This is a genomic window from Parabacteroides sp. APC149_11_2_Y6 (assembly GCF_054506995.1).
Genome location: NZ_CP173709.1, coordinates 1,605,880 through 1,621,413 on the forward strand (window position 1 = coordinate 1,605,880; position 15,534 = coordinate 1,621,413).

The window sequence follows — 15,534 nt, forward strand, 5'->3', positions numbered from 1 at the left end:
TTTTACTTGTTAATACCATGAATATCGGACTTCAAAGTAAATCCCCGCGTATCGAGGTGGTGGATGCATTACGTGGCTTTGCTGTAATGGCGATTATGATGTTGCATAATATCGAGCATTTTAACCTGTATGATTTTCCCACCCCTTCGTCTCCTTTTATAAAAATGATGGATGGATACACCTGGAATACTTTGTTTTTTCTCTTTTCCGGTAAAGCATATGCCATCTTCTCCCTGTTGTTCGGTTTTAGTTTTTTTATTCAGTTCAACAATCAGGCACAAAGAGGAAAAGACTTCCGCCTGCGTTTCTTGTGGAGGCTTTTCCTGTTGTTTATTATCGGTTGTTTCAACGGTGCCTTTTTTCCCGGGGATATATTGGTTCTCTATTCGATTATAGGGGTTGTGCTGGTCCTTGTTTGTAAGTGGAGCGACCGGGCTGTGCTGATTACTGCGATTATCCTGATGCTTCAACCGTTGGAATTGGCTAAGTTCTTTTATGCGATGATGAATCCCGATTATGTAGGAGGTGTACAACAATGGCAGATACATGGCGACCGTATGTCGAAGTTCCTCACCCAGCCTGATTTTTGGGCAATGGTAAAATCTAATTTATGGGATGGACAGTTGTTTAGTTTGTTATGGGCATGGGGATACGGGCGTTTTTTCCAGACTGCCTCTTTGTTTATGCTTGGGATGTTGCTTGGACGCCGCCGTTTATTTGTGAACCTTTCTGAGAATCGTGTGTTCTGGAAGCGGGCTTTAGTGATAGGATTGGTTGCATTTGTTCCTTTATATTATCTGTCACTCTCTTTACCGGCATTGTTTAGTAATAAAGAAATGCTGACACCTATTTCTACCGTTGTTTCTTCCTGGCGTAATTTTGCTTTCATGTCGGTACTTGTCTCTTTGTTTATTTTCTTGTGGCAGCAGGCTTCTGCATATAAAGTCCTGTATGGGCTGGTACCTTATGGGAAGATGAGTCTGACTAATTACCTGACACAGTCTATAATAGGCTCATTTATCTACTTTGGCTACGGGCTTTCCCTGTACGATGATTTATGTGTTACTGCCAGTTTTGGGGTATCTGTTTTATTATTTGTCCTGCAATTGGGTTTCTGCCATTGGTGGTTAAAGAAATATAAACAAGGTCCGTTTGAAGGTGTATGGCGTAAAGCTACCTGGATTTTCTCCTGAGATTTCGTTAAAATCTATATCTTTGTATACGGAATAAAAATAAATACTATGCCGTCTATACTTATTATAGAAGATGATATAACGTTTTCTTTGATGTTGACAACCTGGCTTGGAAAGAAAGGGTTTGAAGTTGTAACATCCACATCGGTTTCTGATGCGAAGAACCGGATAGAAAACGTCTCTTTGGATCTTATCCTTTCGGACTTGCGTCTACCGGATGGGGATGGTATTGATTTGCTGAGATGGATAAGAGAACGGAATACCTCGGTTCCTTTGATAATGATGACAAGCTATGCGGATATACAAACAGCCGTACAAGCCATTAAACTGGGGGCTTCCGATTATATAAGCAAACCTTTGAATCCGGATGAACTGCTGGGAAAGATTCATGATTTACTAAAAGAAGGACATACTGTGCCTACGGTTGCTTCTCCTAAGAAGGCGGAGCGGCGTCCGGCTGAAAACTCACAATATATAGAAGGTAAGAGCCCGGCTGCCCGGCTGCTGTATGAACATGTAGGATTGGTTGCGCCGACCGATATGTCTGTACTTATCACCGGTTCGAGTGGAACAGGTAAGGAGTATGTGGCACGCCGTATCCATGAGCAGAGTAACCGTAAGAAGGCTCCTTTCGTTGCTGTAGATTGTGGTGCTATTCCTAAAGATCTGGCAGCTTCTGAATTTTTCGGGCATATCAAAGGTTCGTTTACAGGTGCAATAGATAATAAGGAGGGTGCTTTTATTGCGGCTCAAGGAGGTACCATATTTCTGGATGAAATAGGAAATCTTTCTTATGAAGTGCAGGTTCAGTTATTGCGGGCTTTACAGGAACGTAAAGTCAAGCCTATCGGTAGTAACCAGGAAATTCCTATTAATGTCCGTCTGATATCTGCTACAAATGAGAATTTGCGAACGGCAATTGAAAAAGGGGATTTCCGCGAGGATTTATATCACCGGATCAATGAATTTACAATTCGTATTCCTGATTTAAAAGAGCGTCAGGAAGACTTATTATTGTTTGCCGATAGTTTTCTCGACCAATCGAACAGTGAATTGCAAAAAGATATTATCGGTTTTGATGCGGAAACAATCCGTATATTCCAATCTTATTCATGGCCGGGGAATCTTCGTCAGATGAAGAATGCTATCAAGTACGCAACTTTGCTGGCTACCGGAAGTTATATTACGCGCAAAGAGTTGCCGGAAGAACTGACGGAGGTACAGCCGGTATCTTCAAATATCCAACTGAAGAGCGAAGCACATGAGAGTGAATTGATAATAAAAGCTTTACAGAAAGCCGGAAACAATAAAACGAAAGCTGCCCAATTGCTGGGAATAGACAGGAAAACGCTTTATAATAAATTAAAGGCTTACCATATCGAATAGGTTTTAGAAAAGAAAGCCTAACGAAAAACTCATGACATTTGTCCGTTTGTCTATAGACATCAGCCCTGTTTGGGTTGTATTGGTTTTTATTTCCCTGAAATTGGATTCAACTTCATTCAAGCCGAACTCGTAAGTGAAATCAAAGAATAAACGCCAGATACTAACCCCGATCCCGGTTGCAATATTGATGCCGTAGGGGGTGCTTTCGCTTATGTACTCACTGGGTGTTTCCACGAAACTTGCCGAATAACGGTTTTTGTAATTATATTTTAGATTCGGGCCAACCATCAGGCTAAGCGCATAGGGACCTTGCTTGACGATATAATATCCAATCATAATCGGAATTTCCAGCGAAGTCGTTTTATATTCCAGTTTACTGTTTTCTTGTACTGTTGAAGTTGCTGCGGTTGTGGAAGCTAAAGGTATTGTAAAACGGATATCACCTTCCGCATAACGCCAGGATAAACTGGGTTGTATGAAAAAGCGGTCGATATTTATTCGTGCAAAAGCAGCAGCAAGAAAACCCACTTTATATTTCTGACTGATATTTTCAGCTTCAATATCATTAATTGTCAATGAATTGATAACGGGAAGGGTGGCACTGAAGCCAACTTTTCCTCCCCAGTTAAATGATTTATCCTTGATTTGTATAAACTTCTGGGCATTTACAGGTATCAGGAATAAAAACACAAACAGCCCTATAAAGTGGATTTTTCTCATTGGTTATTTTTTCTTTTTTACTGACCAGCCGAATTTACCGACCAGCTCTCCTAATTCATAATATTTACCATGCGAATAGGCCAACAGTTCTGCCCGTTGCATGTCGAAAGCTCCGGTTTCGGGGTCCAGATATTTGTCGTCAGCCTGTACATTTACAACCTCAGCGATAAACATATCGTGGCTGCCTAAAGCAATAACTTCTTTCACCCGACATTCGATGCATAGAGGTGCTTCTTCAATAATGGGAGCCTTCACAACTGAAGCTTTACCCGGTGTCAGGTTCATTTCTTCAAATTTGTTATGGTCTTTTCCTGAATTTACTCCGCACCAATCGGTTGCGTATGCCAATTCTTTGTTGGTAAGATTGATGACAAACTCCATGTTCTTTTTCAGAATGGGATAGGAGTGACGTTCCGGGCGTACGGAAATATAACACATCGCAGGGTTAGTACAGATTGTACCAACCCATGAAACGGTTATAATATTATATTCTGAAGGCTCGGAGCCGCAACTTATCATTACCGCCGGCAATGGATATATCATTGTTCCCGGCTTCCAGTCGTGTTTCATTTTACAATAATATCTTCTTTATTGATTTTACGTTCGCAATAATGGCATTTAACGGTACCTTTTTCTCTGTCGATTACTTCGAAGCGGGTAGGCATCGGCTCATTATTGGTAATACATTTCGGATTGTTACATTTTACCAGACCGATTAGCTCGTCCGGCAGGGTAACCGTCTTCTTTTCCACCACTTCATAGTCACGTATAATGTTCAGAATGACGTTGGGAGCAATCAGGGCTATCCGGTTGATCTCATCTTCTTCAAAAAATTTATCCGAGATTTTAATCATTCCTTTACAACCCATTTTGTTGCTGTGAAGATTATTTCCGATAGTGATTGTATTGTTCATATTTTCCAGCCCCAGTAACTTTGCGACTTTAAATAACTGGCTGGGGGGGATATGGTCGATAGCAGTTCCGTTTTCTAATGCGGCTACCTGCAATTCTTTTTTCTTTTCTGCTGACATAACTTTATTAATTGAAATTGGTAAATGATAATTGACAAGTAGCAGTTGACAGTTGACAAGTGACAGTTGACAATTGAAAGAAAAGGCAATCATCTGTCATCTGTAAATTGTTACTCGTCAACTGATAAGTTTAGCACTTCGCTGATAATAGCCTGACGGGCAAACAGTCCGTTGCGGGCTTGCTGGATATAATAAGCTTTTGGATTATCATCCACATCGTAAGCAATTTCGTTCACGCGAGGCAGCGGGTGCAGGATACGCAGGTTTTCGCGGCTGTTTTTCAGCATGTCGTTTTTAAGAATATACACGTTCTTTACCCGTTCGTATTCTTCCAGGTCGGTGAAGCGTTCGCGTTGTACACGGGTCATATACAGAATATCCGTCTGATTGATAATATCTTCGGTGAAATCCGTACACTCGTTGTATTTGATGCCATGCTTGTCGCAGAAGTTTTTTTGTTCGTCGGGCATGCGCAGTTCTTTAGGCGCTACGAAATTGAACGTAGGATTAAAGTGGGACATTCCGACAATCAGGGAGTGAACCGTACGGCCATATTTCAGGTCGCCTACCATCGTAATTGTGAGATCTGTCAGTTTTCCCTGTGTCTTTTGGATGGAATATAAATCCAGCATGGTCTGCGAAGGATGCTGGTTGGCTCCATCTCCGGCATTAATGATGGGAACGTCTGTTATTTCCGAAGCATAACGTGCAGCACCTTCAAGATGGTGCCTCATGATGATAAGATCCACATAATTGCTGACCATCAGGATTGTATCTTTCAGTGTTTCGCCTTTGGAAGAACTGGTGGTCGAAGCATCGGAAAATCCGATTACGCGTCCGCCAAGCCTGTTGACTGCCGTTTCAAAACTCAGGCGAGTACGTGTGGAAGGTTCGAAGAAGAGAGTCGCAGCCACTTTACCTTCCAGTACTTTCCGGTTGGGATTTTCCTCAAACTTCCTGGCGTTTTCCAGAATACGAAGAATGTCCTCTTTGGAACATTGATCAATAGAAACTAAACTTTTACTTTTCATTGTAATGTGTATATTCTGTCTATATGTGCAAATTGTATTAACAAAGGTACGTAAACTATCTTTATTATAAATAATCTGTATGCGAATATTTCATTTTTTAGAAACTCATACGGAAAACAGTACGAATATCAGGTTGGGATTCAACCGTCAGCGTTCCTCCATGCAATTGCATGATACGGTGGGATATACTTAAACCGATACCGCTTCCTCCGGGTTTTGTGGAAAAGAATGGGGTAAAAATAACAGGTATTTGTTCCGGTAAAATGCCCGGCCCATTATCGGTTATTGTTATTTGGACTTGCTCGGAAGCGGAAAAGGCTTCTATTAAAATTGTTCCGTTTGTTTGCCCTTTTATCGCTTGCAGGGCATTACGTATCAGGTTAATTAATGCCAGTGTTAATAAATTCTGGTCGGCGTGAAGTATTAAATCATCCGGGGCTTTAAAATGTATTTTGTTACCCTCCGGCTCTGCATGCAGCAAACGTTCCAGCTTATGGAATAATTGGGTTACACATATTTCGCTTCGTTCCGGTTCCGGCAGGTGGGTTAACCTGTGATAGGAGTCCAGAAATGAAGAAAGATTTTTGGCTTGGCTATGGATTACGTCCAGCCCTTCCTGTATTTGTTCGGGGGTATATATGCTGGAGTATTTTAGTAAATCGGCAGATAAGGTACGGATGGGAGTGATGGAGTTCCGTATTTCATGTGTCAATACACGTAAAATACTTTCATAGTACAGACGTTTTTCTTCTGTTTCGTTCCGGTTTTTACTAAAGAGTTCTACAATCCGGTTCATCTCCGTGCATAAACTTTTTAAGAACGGATCATCTGTTGTTCCGAGGTATCTCAGACTTGTATCTTCATTGCGGATGGATTCGAAGAAGACGGATATTTTACGATTCATAGCATTCATCCACCGGATTTGTGATAAAGCGGTTAATACGACAATTATCAGGCATATCAGGGAAAGAAAATAAGAAGTGCCCGTCGTGAGTAAGGCAGAGCCGAGAACCGAGCAGACTACAATCAGAAAGACACTTCCGATAATTTTCAAATATAGTTTACGATTTACCATAGTCTTTCGGATTATAAACCATACTTTTTGATTTTATTGTATAAAGTCTGGCGGCTGATGTCTAATTGCTGGGCAACAAGGGAGAGGTTTCCCTTTTTTTCTTTCATCACTTCTGAAATAAATTGTTTCTCCATCTCTTCCAGCGTATAATTATGGGAGGAAACAGTATCCGGTTCATCATAAAAATCATCAATGTCAAGCATATCGGAATCAGCAAATAAAAGGGCTCTTTCTACGGATTGCTGGAGAAGGGATAAATCGCCTCTTCCTGCCATGTCGGAAAGTTTTCTGAATGCTTCCGGAGTTAATTCCGGGAAAGGTTTGGCATAGGCTGTTGCATATTTTTTTAATAAGGCTTTGATGATTTGTTCCGGTATCGTATTTATGCCTTGCGGTTTATGCTCCCATACGTTTATTACAGTATTTATCAGTTTATCGTTATCCCATGGTTTTATGATAAAATCGGATGCTCCTTTTTTCAGGGAGGCAACAGCAAGTTCGATATCTCCAAAGGCCGTTATAAGGATAACAGCCGGCGGATTCTCGTAGTTCAGAATATGCTCCAGCCAAAAAAGCCCCTCTCCGCCGTTTTGTTTGCCTGTTCCAAAATTCATATCCAGTAGAACAATGTCGACATTACCGCTTTTTAGCAGGGAAGGCAATAATACAGGTGAAGAAACCGCTATTATTGTTTTAAATTCATGGGATAAAACTGTCCGCAAACTTTTTAATATAGCTTCATTATCATCGACTACTATTATTTTCCCGTCACGCATACTCTTTTATTTAAACGATATACAAAGATATTATTTTACATGGACGTTGCTATGCTGTTCTTTTCTATTCTTAAAAAAGGGACAGGATTGTCCAAAATCTGGACAAATAGAAGATAAAATAATTGTTTCCGGTTCTTTTGCTTGTGTGGAGTTTATGTTTGAAATAGTTTTGGGGTACCAAAATAGAAAGAAATGAATGCAGTATCCTTAAAACTAATATTTCGTAGCTGGTGGCGAAACAAAACGTTTGCCGTAATTTCCCTGTTGAGTCTTGCTGTCGGAATGGCTTGCACCAATTTGTTGATAGCTTATGTTATTTATGAGTCGGGCATAGAGTCCGGGAATCCGAATAAATCACATATTGTCTATATGGCACAGGATTCTCCTATGACCACAGGGCAGAAAGTTTCTTATATAGTCGGTGATATTCCCGTACTCTTGAAAGACCAATATCCTGAAGTGGAGGATTACTTGCGTATGAATATTGGAAATACACCTTTTATCACTATCGGTGAAAAACATTTCGACCCAATCACAATACTTATGGCTGACCCGTCCTTCCCCCGCTTTTTCCCCTATGAGGTGTTGGCCGGAGATTTAAACAAGGCATTAACCCAACCGAATGCGATTGCTTTAAATGAGAATTGTGCAAAGATTTTTTTCGGAAACGAGGATGCCATCGGGAAAATCTTTTCGGCGAAACTCCTCTATGAAAATGAAACAATTACCTATGAGGTTGCAGCTATTATTAAAGACTATCCCCAGTCTTTCTTAAAGTTCGATGCGATAACCGGTGCCCCCAAAGACTTTCCCGGTGGTCCTACATTATTGCTGGTAAACGATTTATTCAATATCGATACTTTTGCCGGAAAACTTAAGGCCGACAAAGTCCCGACTTTTCAAAATGAAATCGGGCAATATTATTTCTATACGCTTCAAGAAAGTTATTTCCAGGAACAGGAATATATACAAGAGACTATTCCCTACATTAACCGGAATCAGAAAGACTTGTTGTACGTAGGGTTATTTTCGGCTATTCTTATATTGATAATTGCTTGTTTTAATTATGTCAATCTAAGTTTTTCCCGCATTTTTCAGCAGGTAAAGGTGATTTATATCCAGAAAGTGACGGGAGCATCCTCCGGACAAATCCATCGTCAACTATTTACGGATACATTCCTTACCGTACTCATTGCTTTCTTTTTATCTTTATTGCTTACCCTGGACTTTCTTCCGTTATTTAACCATACCGTATCCGGGCGTATTTCTATAGCGTTTTTCTTTGGCGAGCAGGTTTTACCGGTTATAGGAGTATTAATCCTCTTGCTATCCGTTATTCCTTCTCTTTATATGAGCTATAAAATTACCACTTTATCTCATACTGAGTATAAATCATTTACCACGGGTTTCCAAAAACGTACAATCATTGCCGGACTGTCTATCGCACAGTTTGCCATTTCCATCAGTTTGGTATTCGCTACCTTAACAGTACGGGAACAATTGAATCTTACTCAAATGAATGGCGAACGTTATCGGAACCTGATAGAGGTTGGCGATTGGACAGGAAATAATATTCCTTATATACAAACGTTCGCGAAAGAAATCCAACGTTTTCCTTCTATCGAAGAGATGTGTCTGTCAAAAGGTTCGATTATTAATTTCGGATTACGGCAAATTATCCTAAAGAACGGGAATGGCAGTGAAAATTATTATTCTCTCGCCCAATTCTGTGGAGATAGCTCATTCTTAAAGATTATGAAAGTGCATGTATTGCAAGGACTTCCCGAACAAGAAGCATTAAAGCTATATGCCACTCCCGTATATATTAACGAACAATATGTACATCTATTTGTACCCGACGGTGAGAATCCTGTAGGCAAACCTGTTTGTCTTTACGATAAGGAATATGAAAAAGAAAACAAGGAGGGAGAACCAATTTCTATTATTGCCGGGGTTGTCGAAAACCTATATACGGGAACTTTACGGCAGGAAGTTTATCCGAGCTTAACTTATTTGGTGCAAACTCCGCCTTATAGTGCTGTCCATGTCCGGCTTAAAGAAGAGAATAAAGCAGAGACTTTGGAGCTATTGAAGAAAACCTGGGAAAAAATTAATCCGAATGCACCCTTCGATTATAAAGATATATATGAGGAATTTATGGTGGCAAACAGGAAAACATTCGAATTAGCGAAATTACTTACCATGTATTCAATCATTAGCCTTTTATTGACAGCTTTCGGGTTATTTGGCATCGCTCTTTATGCAATCGAACAGCGTACGAAAGAAATCGGTATCCGTAAGGTTAACGGAGCTACGACCGGAGAAATTCTGCAATTATTGAACCGCCGGTTTGTTGTTTGGGTAGGGATAGCTTTTGTTGTTTCGGCTCCGGTTACCTGGTATCTATTAAATCGTTGGCTGGAAAATTTTGTATACCGGGTAAGTGTTTCCTTTGGAATATGTTTGTTTTCCGGAGGGATAGTATTGGTGTTGACTCTGCTTACCATAAGTTGGCATAGTTACAGGGCTGCTTCCCATAATCCGGTGGATGCGTTGAGGAGTGAATAGGGCCGATAAAAGAGACGTGCCAATCAATTCAAGATTTTTAGAATCGATTGGCACGTTATAACTATTTTATTTATTGTAAATATTCAACCAGTTTTGTCGGTAGATAGAATGTGTTGTTTTTATCCACATACACAACAACAGAATTCAGGCGTACTTCATCCTGCCCTTTTTTACCTATTGTTACGATGTTGCTGAACGGAGTGATATTGATTTGTTTCTTTTTGTTCTTAACAACTAAAGAAGGAGATCCCTTTTCATCTTTTGCCGGAATGATTTCACATTTGAAGTCTTTGAATACTTCTGTATGAGGGGCAAAATTCTGAGCAGTCAGTTCATCCAGTTTTCCATTAAGACCAAACAGGGAACAGAGGTAATGATTCAATTCGATATTTGTCAGCATTCCTAATGTACGTGTATCCTGAGGATGGTAAGCCGCCAGAAATACGTCTTCACCGGTATGGCCTCCTGTCGTAAAACCAAAACAGGTTTTGGAGGTAATTAATTTGGACATGAAAGATGTTAGAGAACCACTATATAAAGAACCTTCCACATTATCGGAAGAACGTTTGTCTTTTGGAATAGGACTGTTTTTATAATCTTTGCAGTTGTTCAGTGCATTCAGTTCTTCGGGGGTCAGTTCGAAACCTGCATAGGTACGGAATACATCTTGTACTTCGGAAGCAGGAACGCTGTTTACTTTATTGGCGAAACCTTCAGCTGTCAGTTTATATAATGAGAACTGATAGAAAAGTTGGTCTTTGCTCAGCTTATCATAACCTTTACAACGTGCTTGTCCGATACTGACTCCGCCATTACCGTGGTCAGGTGCGATAACTACTGCTGTTTCACCATTTTGACGGGCAAATTCCAAAGCAGCACCACATGCACGGTCGAAAGCAAGGAAGTCTGTAGCCATGCCTACAGGGTCGTTGGCATGAGCAGCCCAGTCTATTTTACTACCTTCAACCATCAGAAAGAATCCTTGAGGGTTTTTAGACAGTTTTTCAATCGCTTTACGAGTCATTTCTTCCAATGAAGGCTGTTGGGCCGGGTCGCGGTCGATGTCGTAATCCATTTCCCGGTCAGCAAATAAAGCCCACATTTTATCTCCGGTGTAAGTACGCATGGAGTTGATATCATTTTTGAAAACACCCCATCCGTTTTCTTTTAAATAAGCTTCACTTTCAGCAGGTAATAAAGAAACACCACCTCCGATTACAACATTCAGCTCATTGTGAGCCATTTGCGGTGCAATCCATTCGTATTTACCACGGTTGTAACTATGTGCGGAGCAGTCAGCCGGAGTTGCATGTGGAAATTCGCATGTAAATACCAATCCGGTAGATTTCCCTTGTAGCATTTTGGCAGCTTCCAGTACTGTAGTCAGGGGCTGGAATGCCCGTTTAGGATCTGTCGGGTAAATATCATCTTCGACATCACTTTCCGGATAGGTGGAAACATATCCGGTACGGCTGGGCTGACCGGTCATATAGCAGGAAGTTGTAGGTGCGGAATCCCCAATCGGAGCATTCGATGAGTGGGTGCGAACTGTCCCGCACAAATACGGGTCGATATTTAATTTTGGTTTATCCGGATTAGTATACCATTGCAACCAGCGTGCCATAGATACGGTAGATAGGGATGTTCCATCCGGAATAAGGAGAATAACATTTTTGACCGGCTTGACGTTTTCCACATCCTGAGCTTTTGCCGGAATAAAAATGATTGCCAACAGTAATAAAAATGCAACCGTTTTTTTCATGAGAATATAGTTTATAGGTGAATAATTTCTTCTTTGGACAGAGTGAGTTTTTCAATACCGTTTTCCGTAACAAGGAAACTGTTTTCGATACCGACAGCACCTACACCCGGAATAACAAATTTAGGTTCGAGGGCAAATACCATGTTGGGAGCCAGAACTTCTTTCGACCGGGGAGTCAGAACCGGCAACTCGTTAATCTGGATGCCAATGCCATGGCCTACGAATTTTGCCTGTTGCTTTGTTCCCATAAAATAGGGAAGGAGCCCTTCGTTTCCAACTATTTTTTCTGCGATATTATATAACTCGGCACATGCTGTTCCCGGGCGTGCAACATTTTCTATTTCGCTTTGTATAAAACGTGAAGTTTCATGAGCCCGGTAAGCAAGGTCCGTAAGACGACCTACGGCAAATACACGAGTCATGTCAGTCATATAAGATGTATAATTCCCAGCCATGTCTACCATAATAGCTGTGCCTTCTTTTAGCAGAGTTCCATTTGCACCTAATGGGCAGGAGGCATCTATTCCACCGCCACCTAATGCGAAATCAAAAGGAGAGGGAGTTTCGGCGTTTTCTCCGGCAAGGATACTTCCCATGAATATATCCATATTAGCACCGAATGCGCGGAACAATCCGATAGAGCCGTTTTTGCGCATCCTTTTCTCTATTTCATATTGAAATTCCAGGTCTGTCATTCCCGGGCGGAAACATTCGGGTATTTCCGCATATGTTTTAGCATGCTGTTTGGCGGAGATACGGAATTGGGAGATTTCCCAAGGTGTTTTTATTTCTCTGAGTGTACGTATCAATGCTGTGGCATTTGCAGTCTCTTTCGGATTGAATACGTTTTGTAAACGGACATAATCATTATAAGTCAGCTCGTCTGCTTCCAGTAAAAGTTTATCAGGCATTTTCAGTCCATGAGCAGCAAATAGCTCCGGCATTTGCTCCGGTTTGCGTATATATTCTACCTGATTGCCACTCAATCCGTTCGGACGTTTAATGAAGAACCAGGGAGCTCCTTCTACCGGCAGATAAAAATATCCGCTATAAATACGTCCGGTTGTATAATACAGATTCACATCTACTGTAAGCAGGCAACCATCAGCATTTATTTGCTTCATTGCCTGCTGTATGCGATTCCATTTGAGTTGGAGATCGCCGATTAATTCTTGTTGTATCATCTTCTACATTTTCATTTATCAAACTTCAAAGGTAAAAAATTAAGTTAAGCAAGATATGAAGAAGATGTTATTTTTGTGTGTCTTTTTTGCTTTCAGTGTGATTTTTACTTCAATAATTGCGAATACGCTGTTTCACATTTTCGAGTAAGGCTTCTTTATAGAAACTCAGTTCTTGCAAATGAAAACATCCTTCTCCGAATAATTTACTCAGATTGGGCTTGTAATAATATTTAGTGTCCAAACCGGATAGCATTAATACATGCTGAACGGTATCTAAACGGACTGTTACAGTGTCGTCTAAAATAGCAGGGACCGTATCAGTCCGCCAATTCAACGGGTTTATACAAACTGCATTTCCGGATAGAATAGAGGGAATGGCTTTTTCTGAAGCTACGCTATTGTAACAAATCGTAACACCAGTATCTGCGACTCCTGTAGCAGGCTTTATGTTTTTATACGTTTGAAGCTCTTTTTCTGAAATGGTAAAGCCTATTACATAAGCTGCCACCATTCTTTTCTGTACCTCTTCGGGTAAAATCTTCAATAATTCGATAACAGCTTTTCCGCCTTGGCTAAAACCTGCCAGAATGAAAGGGCGACCGTTATTTTTATATTGAATATAATAAGAGAAAGCATCTTTTATATCATCCATTGCTATCGGAAAACGTTCGTTTACGACTTGTTCGCCTTCCATCCATGAGTCGAAAGTAAGTTGCCGGTAATAAGGAGCGAAAAAGTTGCAACTGTCTGCAAAAATAGATTCGGCTAATACATAAGATGCTTTCATGAGCCGGCGTTGTCTTTCATCCGTTATATCTGCATAGTGTTGAACCATCCCGTTTTTGTCGGTCCAGTCACGTACGCAAGTTGGCAATACGTAAAAAACATCGACAAGTGTATGGTCTGTTTCCCGGGCACTTTGATACCAATAGGAGGCATCTCCATAACGGGACGTTTTATCGGAAGCCTTACTGTTAGAGCAAATGGCTAACAATAAGAAAAATAAAAGAATGGATGTTCTCATGACTGTTTATCAAAACTGTTCCAGTACCTGAATCCTTTTTTCAATAGGAGGGTGGGTGGCGAAAAGTCCACTCAGTCCGCTTAATGCGCTGCTTGCTTGTTTGCCCGGATGTTGGATAAAGAGTTGTGCCACATCTTCGCGCTGTACGGCTTCAATATCCGGGTCGGCGGATATTTTACGCAATGCACTTGCCAACGCCAGTGGGTTCTTTGTCATTTCAGCAGAACCGGCATCTGCAAGATATTCCCGCTTGCGGGAGATTGCAAACCGCATTAATATCGAGAAGAAATAACCGATAGCCGAGATGATCATGATAAGCACTAATATCAGCGCCGTGTTATTTTTATCGTCTCTTCTGCTACGGGAAAAATTGGAATAGTAGACCGAACGCATCGCCATTTGTGAAATCATGGCAAAGATTCCAACGAAGACAATAGAAATAATAAGCAGGCGGACATCATGGTTGCGTATATGGGAAAGTTCGTGTGCAATTACGGCTTCCAGTTCCTGGTCATCCAGTTTCTCTATAATCCCTTTGGAAAGAGTTATTGTATATGTCCGTTTATTTATCCCGCTGGCAAATGCATTCAGTGAATCATCATTGATAATGTTGATTTGCGGCATTGCCATCCCTTGGCTCATACACAGGTTTTCCACAAGGTTATATACCCGTTTATTCTCTTTTCTGCTTAAAGGCTCTGAGCCTGTGGCAGAATTGATGATGCTTGTATTGGCAAAATAAGCGATAATAAACCAGATAAGCACTCCACCTATTACATAAGGAGCAATGTGAACGAACATTTCTGTAGAATAAGCCAGCAGTTGAGGAGTAGCCACTCCGTCATCATTATAAGCCAGCATATTCAGCAAAAAACAGAATAGATATGTCAACCCTATGATCAGGCAAGGAAATAAAAGCAGCAGAAACAATGATTTAATATTGTTTCTGCTCTGCTGGGTTTGAATACCAACGTACTCCATATCTTAGAATTTGATTTTGGGAGCTTCTTCCAATGTGGCACGTTGTTCTCCCAGGTCGAACATTACTTCTTTATGGAAACCGAACATGCCTGCAATCAGATTGGACGGGAATGTCTGTACAGCATTGTTCAGCTCTTTCGTAGCGGAATTGAAATAACGGCGGACTGCTGATAGTTTATTTTCCAGATCGGCAATTTCTTCCTGCAATTGGAGGAAATTCTGGTTTGCTTTCAGGTCCGGATATGCCTCCAATGTTATTTTCAATCCGGAAAGGGCAGATGTCAATACATTTTCTGCTGCAATCTTTTCATCGATTGTTTTTGCGCTCATGGCACCATTACGGGCATTGATAACTCTTTCCAGTGTTTCTTTTTCGTGTGAAGCGTATCCTTTTACCGTTTCCACCAGTTGAGGAATGAGGTCGTGGCGCTGTTTGAGCTGTACATCGATGTCGGCAAACGCATTTTCGCGATTGTTGCGTAGCTTAACCAGTGAGTTGTAAAGGGAGATAATCCAGAATACAAGGATTACGATGACTGCTATTAAAATAATGGTTGTTGTACTCATTGTTTTTGATATTTTGTTTGTTAATAAATAATACTCGTTAATAAATTACTTAATTTGTTTTGAAAACTATAAATGGTTTTGTCCACTTTAAAGACTGTCATTAATGACTATCATATGTAAATGCAAACATACAAAAAATATCTTTCACAGTGAAAAAACAGGAAGATATGATGAAAGCTCCTGCGTTATGTTTTTTGGGATTCATAGTTATGATTTTTCCAATTCATAGTTATGAT

At 40.7% G+C, this 15,534-nt stretch carries 14 protein-coding genes; 3 read left to right on the forward strand and 11 right to left on the reverse strand.

Annotated elements, in window-relative coordinates; translation table 11 throughout:
- Nucleotides 1-17: 17 nt before the first annotated feature.
- Nucleotides 18-1,193, forward strand: coding sequence for a DUF418 domain-containing protein (locus ACGE0T_RS06410; RefSeq protein ID WP_459189703.1), 1,176 nt, complete (start codon nucleotides 18-20; stop codon nucleotides 1,191-1,193).
- A 48-nt stretch (nucleotides 1,194-1,241) separates the two neighbouring features.
- The gene (locus ACGE0T_RS06415) at nucleotides 1,242-2,579 is read left to right on the forward strand and encodes a sigma-54-dependent transcriptional regulator (protein ID WP_459189704.1); all 1,338 of its coding nucleotides are present in this window, start codon (nucleotides 1,242-1,244) and stop codon (nucleotides 2,577-2,579) included.
- A 3-nt stretch (nucleotides 2,580-2,582) separates the two neighbouring features.
- On the opposite strand, the gene ACGE0T_RS06420 is transcribed toward ACGE0T_RS06415, so the two are convergent.
- From ACGE0T_RS06420 to ACGE0T_RS06445, 6 genes are all read right to left on the reverse strand, one after another.
- Nucleotides 2,583-3,299 (reverse strand): porin family protein, encoded by a 717-nt coding sequence (locus tag ACGE0T_RS06420; protein ID WP_459189705.1) that lies wholly within the window; start codon nucleotides 3,297-3,299, stop codon nucleotides 2,583-2,585.
- A 3-nt stretch (nucleotides 3,300-3,302) separates the two neighbouring features.
- The gene (locus ACGE0T_RS06425; protein WP_459189706.1) at nucleotides 3,303-3,869 is read right to left on the reverse strand and encodes a flavin reductase family protein; all 567 of its coding nucleotides are present in this window, start codon (nucleotides 3,867-3,869) and stop codon (nucleotides 3,303-3,305) included.
- Complete coding sequence (pyrI, locus tag ACGE0T_RS06430; protein ID WP_459189707.1) at nucleotides 3,866-4,330, reverse strand: aspartate carbamoyltransferase regulatory subunit; 465 nt, start codon at nucleotides 4,328-4,330, stop codon at nucleotides 3,866-3,868. Before pyrI ends, ACGE0T_RS06425 begins: the two co-directional genes overlap by 4 nt.
- A gap of 110 nt (nucleotides 4,331-4,440) precedes the next feature.
- Entirely contained in the window at nucleotides 4,441-5,361 is a 921-nt protein-coding gene (gene pyrB, locus ACGE0T_RS06435; RefSeq protein ID WP_459189708.1) for an aspartate carbamoyltransferase, read from the reverse strand.
- Nucleotides 5,362-5,458: 97 nt separating this feature from the next.
- The gene (locus ACGE0T_RS06440) at nucleotides 5,459-6,436 is read right to left on the reverse strand and encodes an ATP-binding protein (RefSeq protein ID WP_459189709.1); all 978 of its coding nucleotides are present in this window, start codon (nucleotides 6,434-6,436) and stop codon (nucleotides 5,459-5,461) included.
- A gap of 11 nt (nucleotides 6,437-6,447) precedes the next feature.
- Nucleotides 6,448-7,212 (reverse strand): response regulator, encoded by a 765-nt coding sequence (locus tag ACGE0T_RS06445; RefSeq protein WP_459189710.1) that lies wholly within the window; start codon nucleotides 7,210-7,212, stop codon nucleotides 6,448-6,450.
- A 192-nt stretch (nucleotides 7,213-7,404) separates the two neighbouring features.
- Here ACGE0T_RS06445 and ACGE0T_RS06450 point away from each other — a divergent pair, with 192 nt between their 5' ends.
- Nucleotides 7,405-9,780, forward strand: coding sequence for an ABC transporter permease (locus ACGE0T_RS06450; RefSeq protein ID WP_459189711.1), 2,376 nt, complete (start codon nucleotides 7,405-7,407; stop codon nucleotides 9,778-9,780).
- A gap of 70 nt (nucleotides 9,781-9,850) precedes the next feature.
- Here the strand turns inward: ACGE0T_RS06450 and ACGE0T_RS06455 are convergent, their stop codons facing one another.
- The 5 genes from ACGE0T_RS06455 to ACGE0T_RS06475 form a co-directional block, all read right to left on the reverse strand.
- Nucleotides 9,851-11,542, reverse strand: a complete 1,692-nt coding sequence (locus ACGE0T_RS06455) for an alkaline phosphatase (protein WP_459189712.1) — start codon at nucleotides 11,540-11,542, stop codon at nucleotides 9,851-9,853.
- An 11-nt stretch (nucleotides 11,543-11,553) separates the two neighbouring features.
- A complete protein-coding gene (locus tag ACGE0T_RS06460; RefSeq protein WP_459189713.1) occupies nucleotides 11,554-12,726 on the reverse strand; it encodes a M24 family metallopeptidase in 1,173 nt (390 codons plus the stop codon).
- Nucleotides 12,727-12,835: 109 nt separating this feature from the next.
- Entirely contained in the window at nucleotides 12,836-13,750 is a 915-nt protein-coding gene (locus ACGE0T_RS06465; protein ID WP_459189714.1) for a DUF3089 domain-containing protein, read from the reverse strand.
- 9 nt (nucleotides 13,751-13,759) lie between these two features.
- The gene (locus tag ACGE0T_RS06470) at nucleotides 13,760-14,731 is read right to left on the reverse strand and encodes a M48 family metallopeptidase (protein WP_459189715.1); all 972 of its coding nucleotides are present in this window, start codon (nucleotides 14,729-14,731) and stop codon (nucleotides 13,760-13,762) included.
- 3 nt (nucleotides 14,732-14,734) lie between these two features.
- The gene (locus tag ACGE0T_RS06475; RefSeq protein WP_459189716.1) at nucleotides 14,735-15,298 is read right to left on the reverse strand and encodes a LemA family protein; all 564 of its coding nucleotides are present in this window, start codon (nucleotides 15,296-15,298) and stop codon (nucleotides 14,735-14,737) included.
- Nucleotides 15,299-15,534 lie beyond the last annotated feature (236 nt).

Coding starts and splice junctions, on each gene's coding strand:
- ACGE0T_RS06425 (WP_459189706.1), bottom strand. CDS start 3,869: ATGAAACACGACTGGAAGCCGGGAACAATGATATATCCATTGCCGGCG.
- ACGE0T_RS06440 (WP_459189709.1), bottom strand. CDS start 6,436: ATGGTAAATCGTAAACTATATTTGAAAATTATCGGAAGTGTCTTTCTG.
- pyrB (WP_459189708.1), bottom strand. CDS start 5,361: ATGAAAAGTAAAAGTTTAGTTTCTATTGATCAATGTTCCAAAGAGGAC.
- ACGE0T_RS06445 (WP_459189710.1), bottom strand. CDS start 7,212: ATGCGTGACGGGAAAATAATAGTAGTCGATGATAATGAAGCTATATTA.
- ACGE0T_RS06410 (WP_459189703.1), top strand. CDS start 18: ATGAATATCGGACTTCAAAGTAAATCCCCGCGTATCGAGGTGGTGGAT.
- ACGE0T_RS06475 (WP_459189716.1), bottom strand. CDS start 15,298: ATGAGTACAACAACCATTATTTTAATAGCAGTCATCGTAATCCTTGTA.
- pyrI (WP_459189707.1), bottom strand. CDS start 4,330: ATGTCAGCAGAAAAGAAAAAAGAATTGCAGGTAGCCGCATTAGAAAAC.
- ACGE0T_RS06470 (WP_459189715.1), bottom strand. CDS start 14,731: ATGGAGTACGTTGGTATTCAAACCCAGCAGAGCAGAAACAATATTAAA.
- ACGE0T_RS06455 (WP_459189712.1), bottom strand. CDS start 11,542: ATGAAAAAAACGGTTGCATTTTTATTACTGTTGGCAATCATTTTTATT.
- ACGE0T_RS06450 (WP_459189711.1), top strand. CDS start 7,405: ATGAATGCAGTATCCTTAAAACTAATATTTCGTAGCTGGTGGCGAAAC.
- ACGE0T_RS06465 (WP_459189714.1), bottom strand. CDS start 13,750: ATGAGAACATCCATTCTTTTATTTTTCTTATTGTTAGCCATTTGCTCT.
- ACGE0T_RS06460 (WP_459189713.1), bottom strand. CDS start 12,726: ATGATACAACAAGAATTAATCGGCGATCTCCAACTCAAATGGAATCGC.
- ACGE0T_RS06415 (WP_459189704.1), top strand. CDS start 1,242: ATGCCGTCTATACTTATTATAGAAGATGATATAACGTTTTCTTTGATG.
- ACGE0T_RS06420 (WP_459189705.1), bottom strand. CDS start 3,299: ATGAGAAAAATCCACTTTATAGGGCTGTTTGTGTTTTTATTCCTGATA.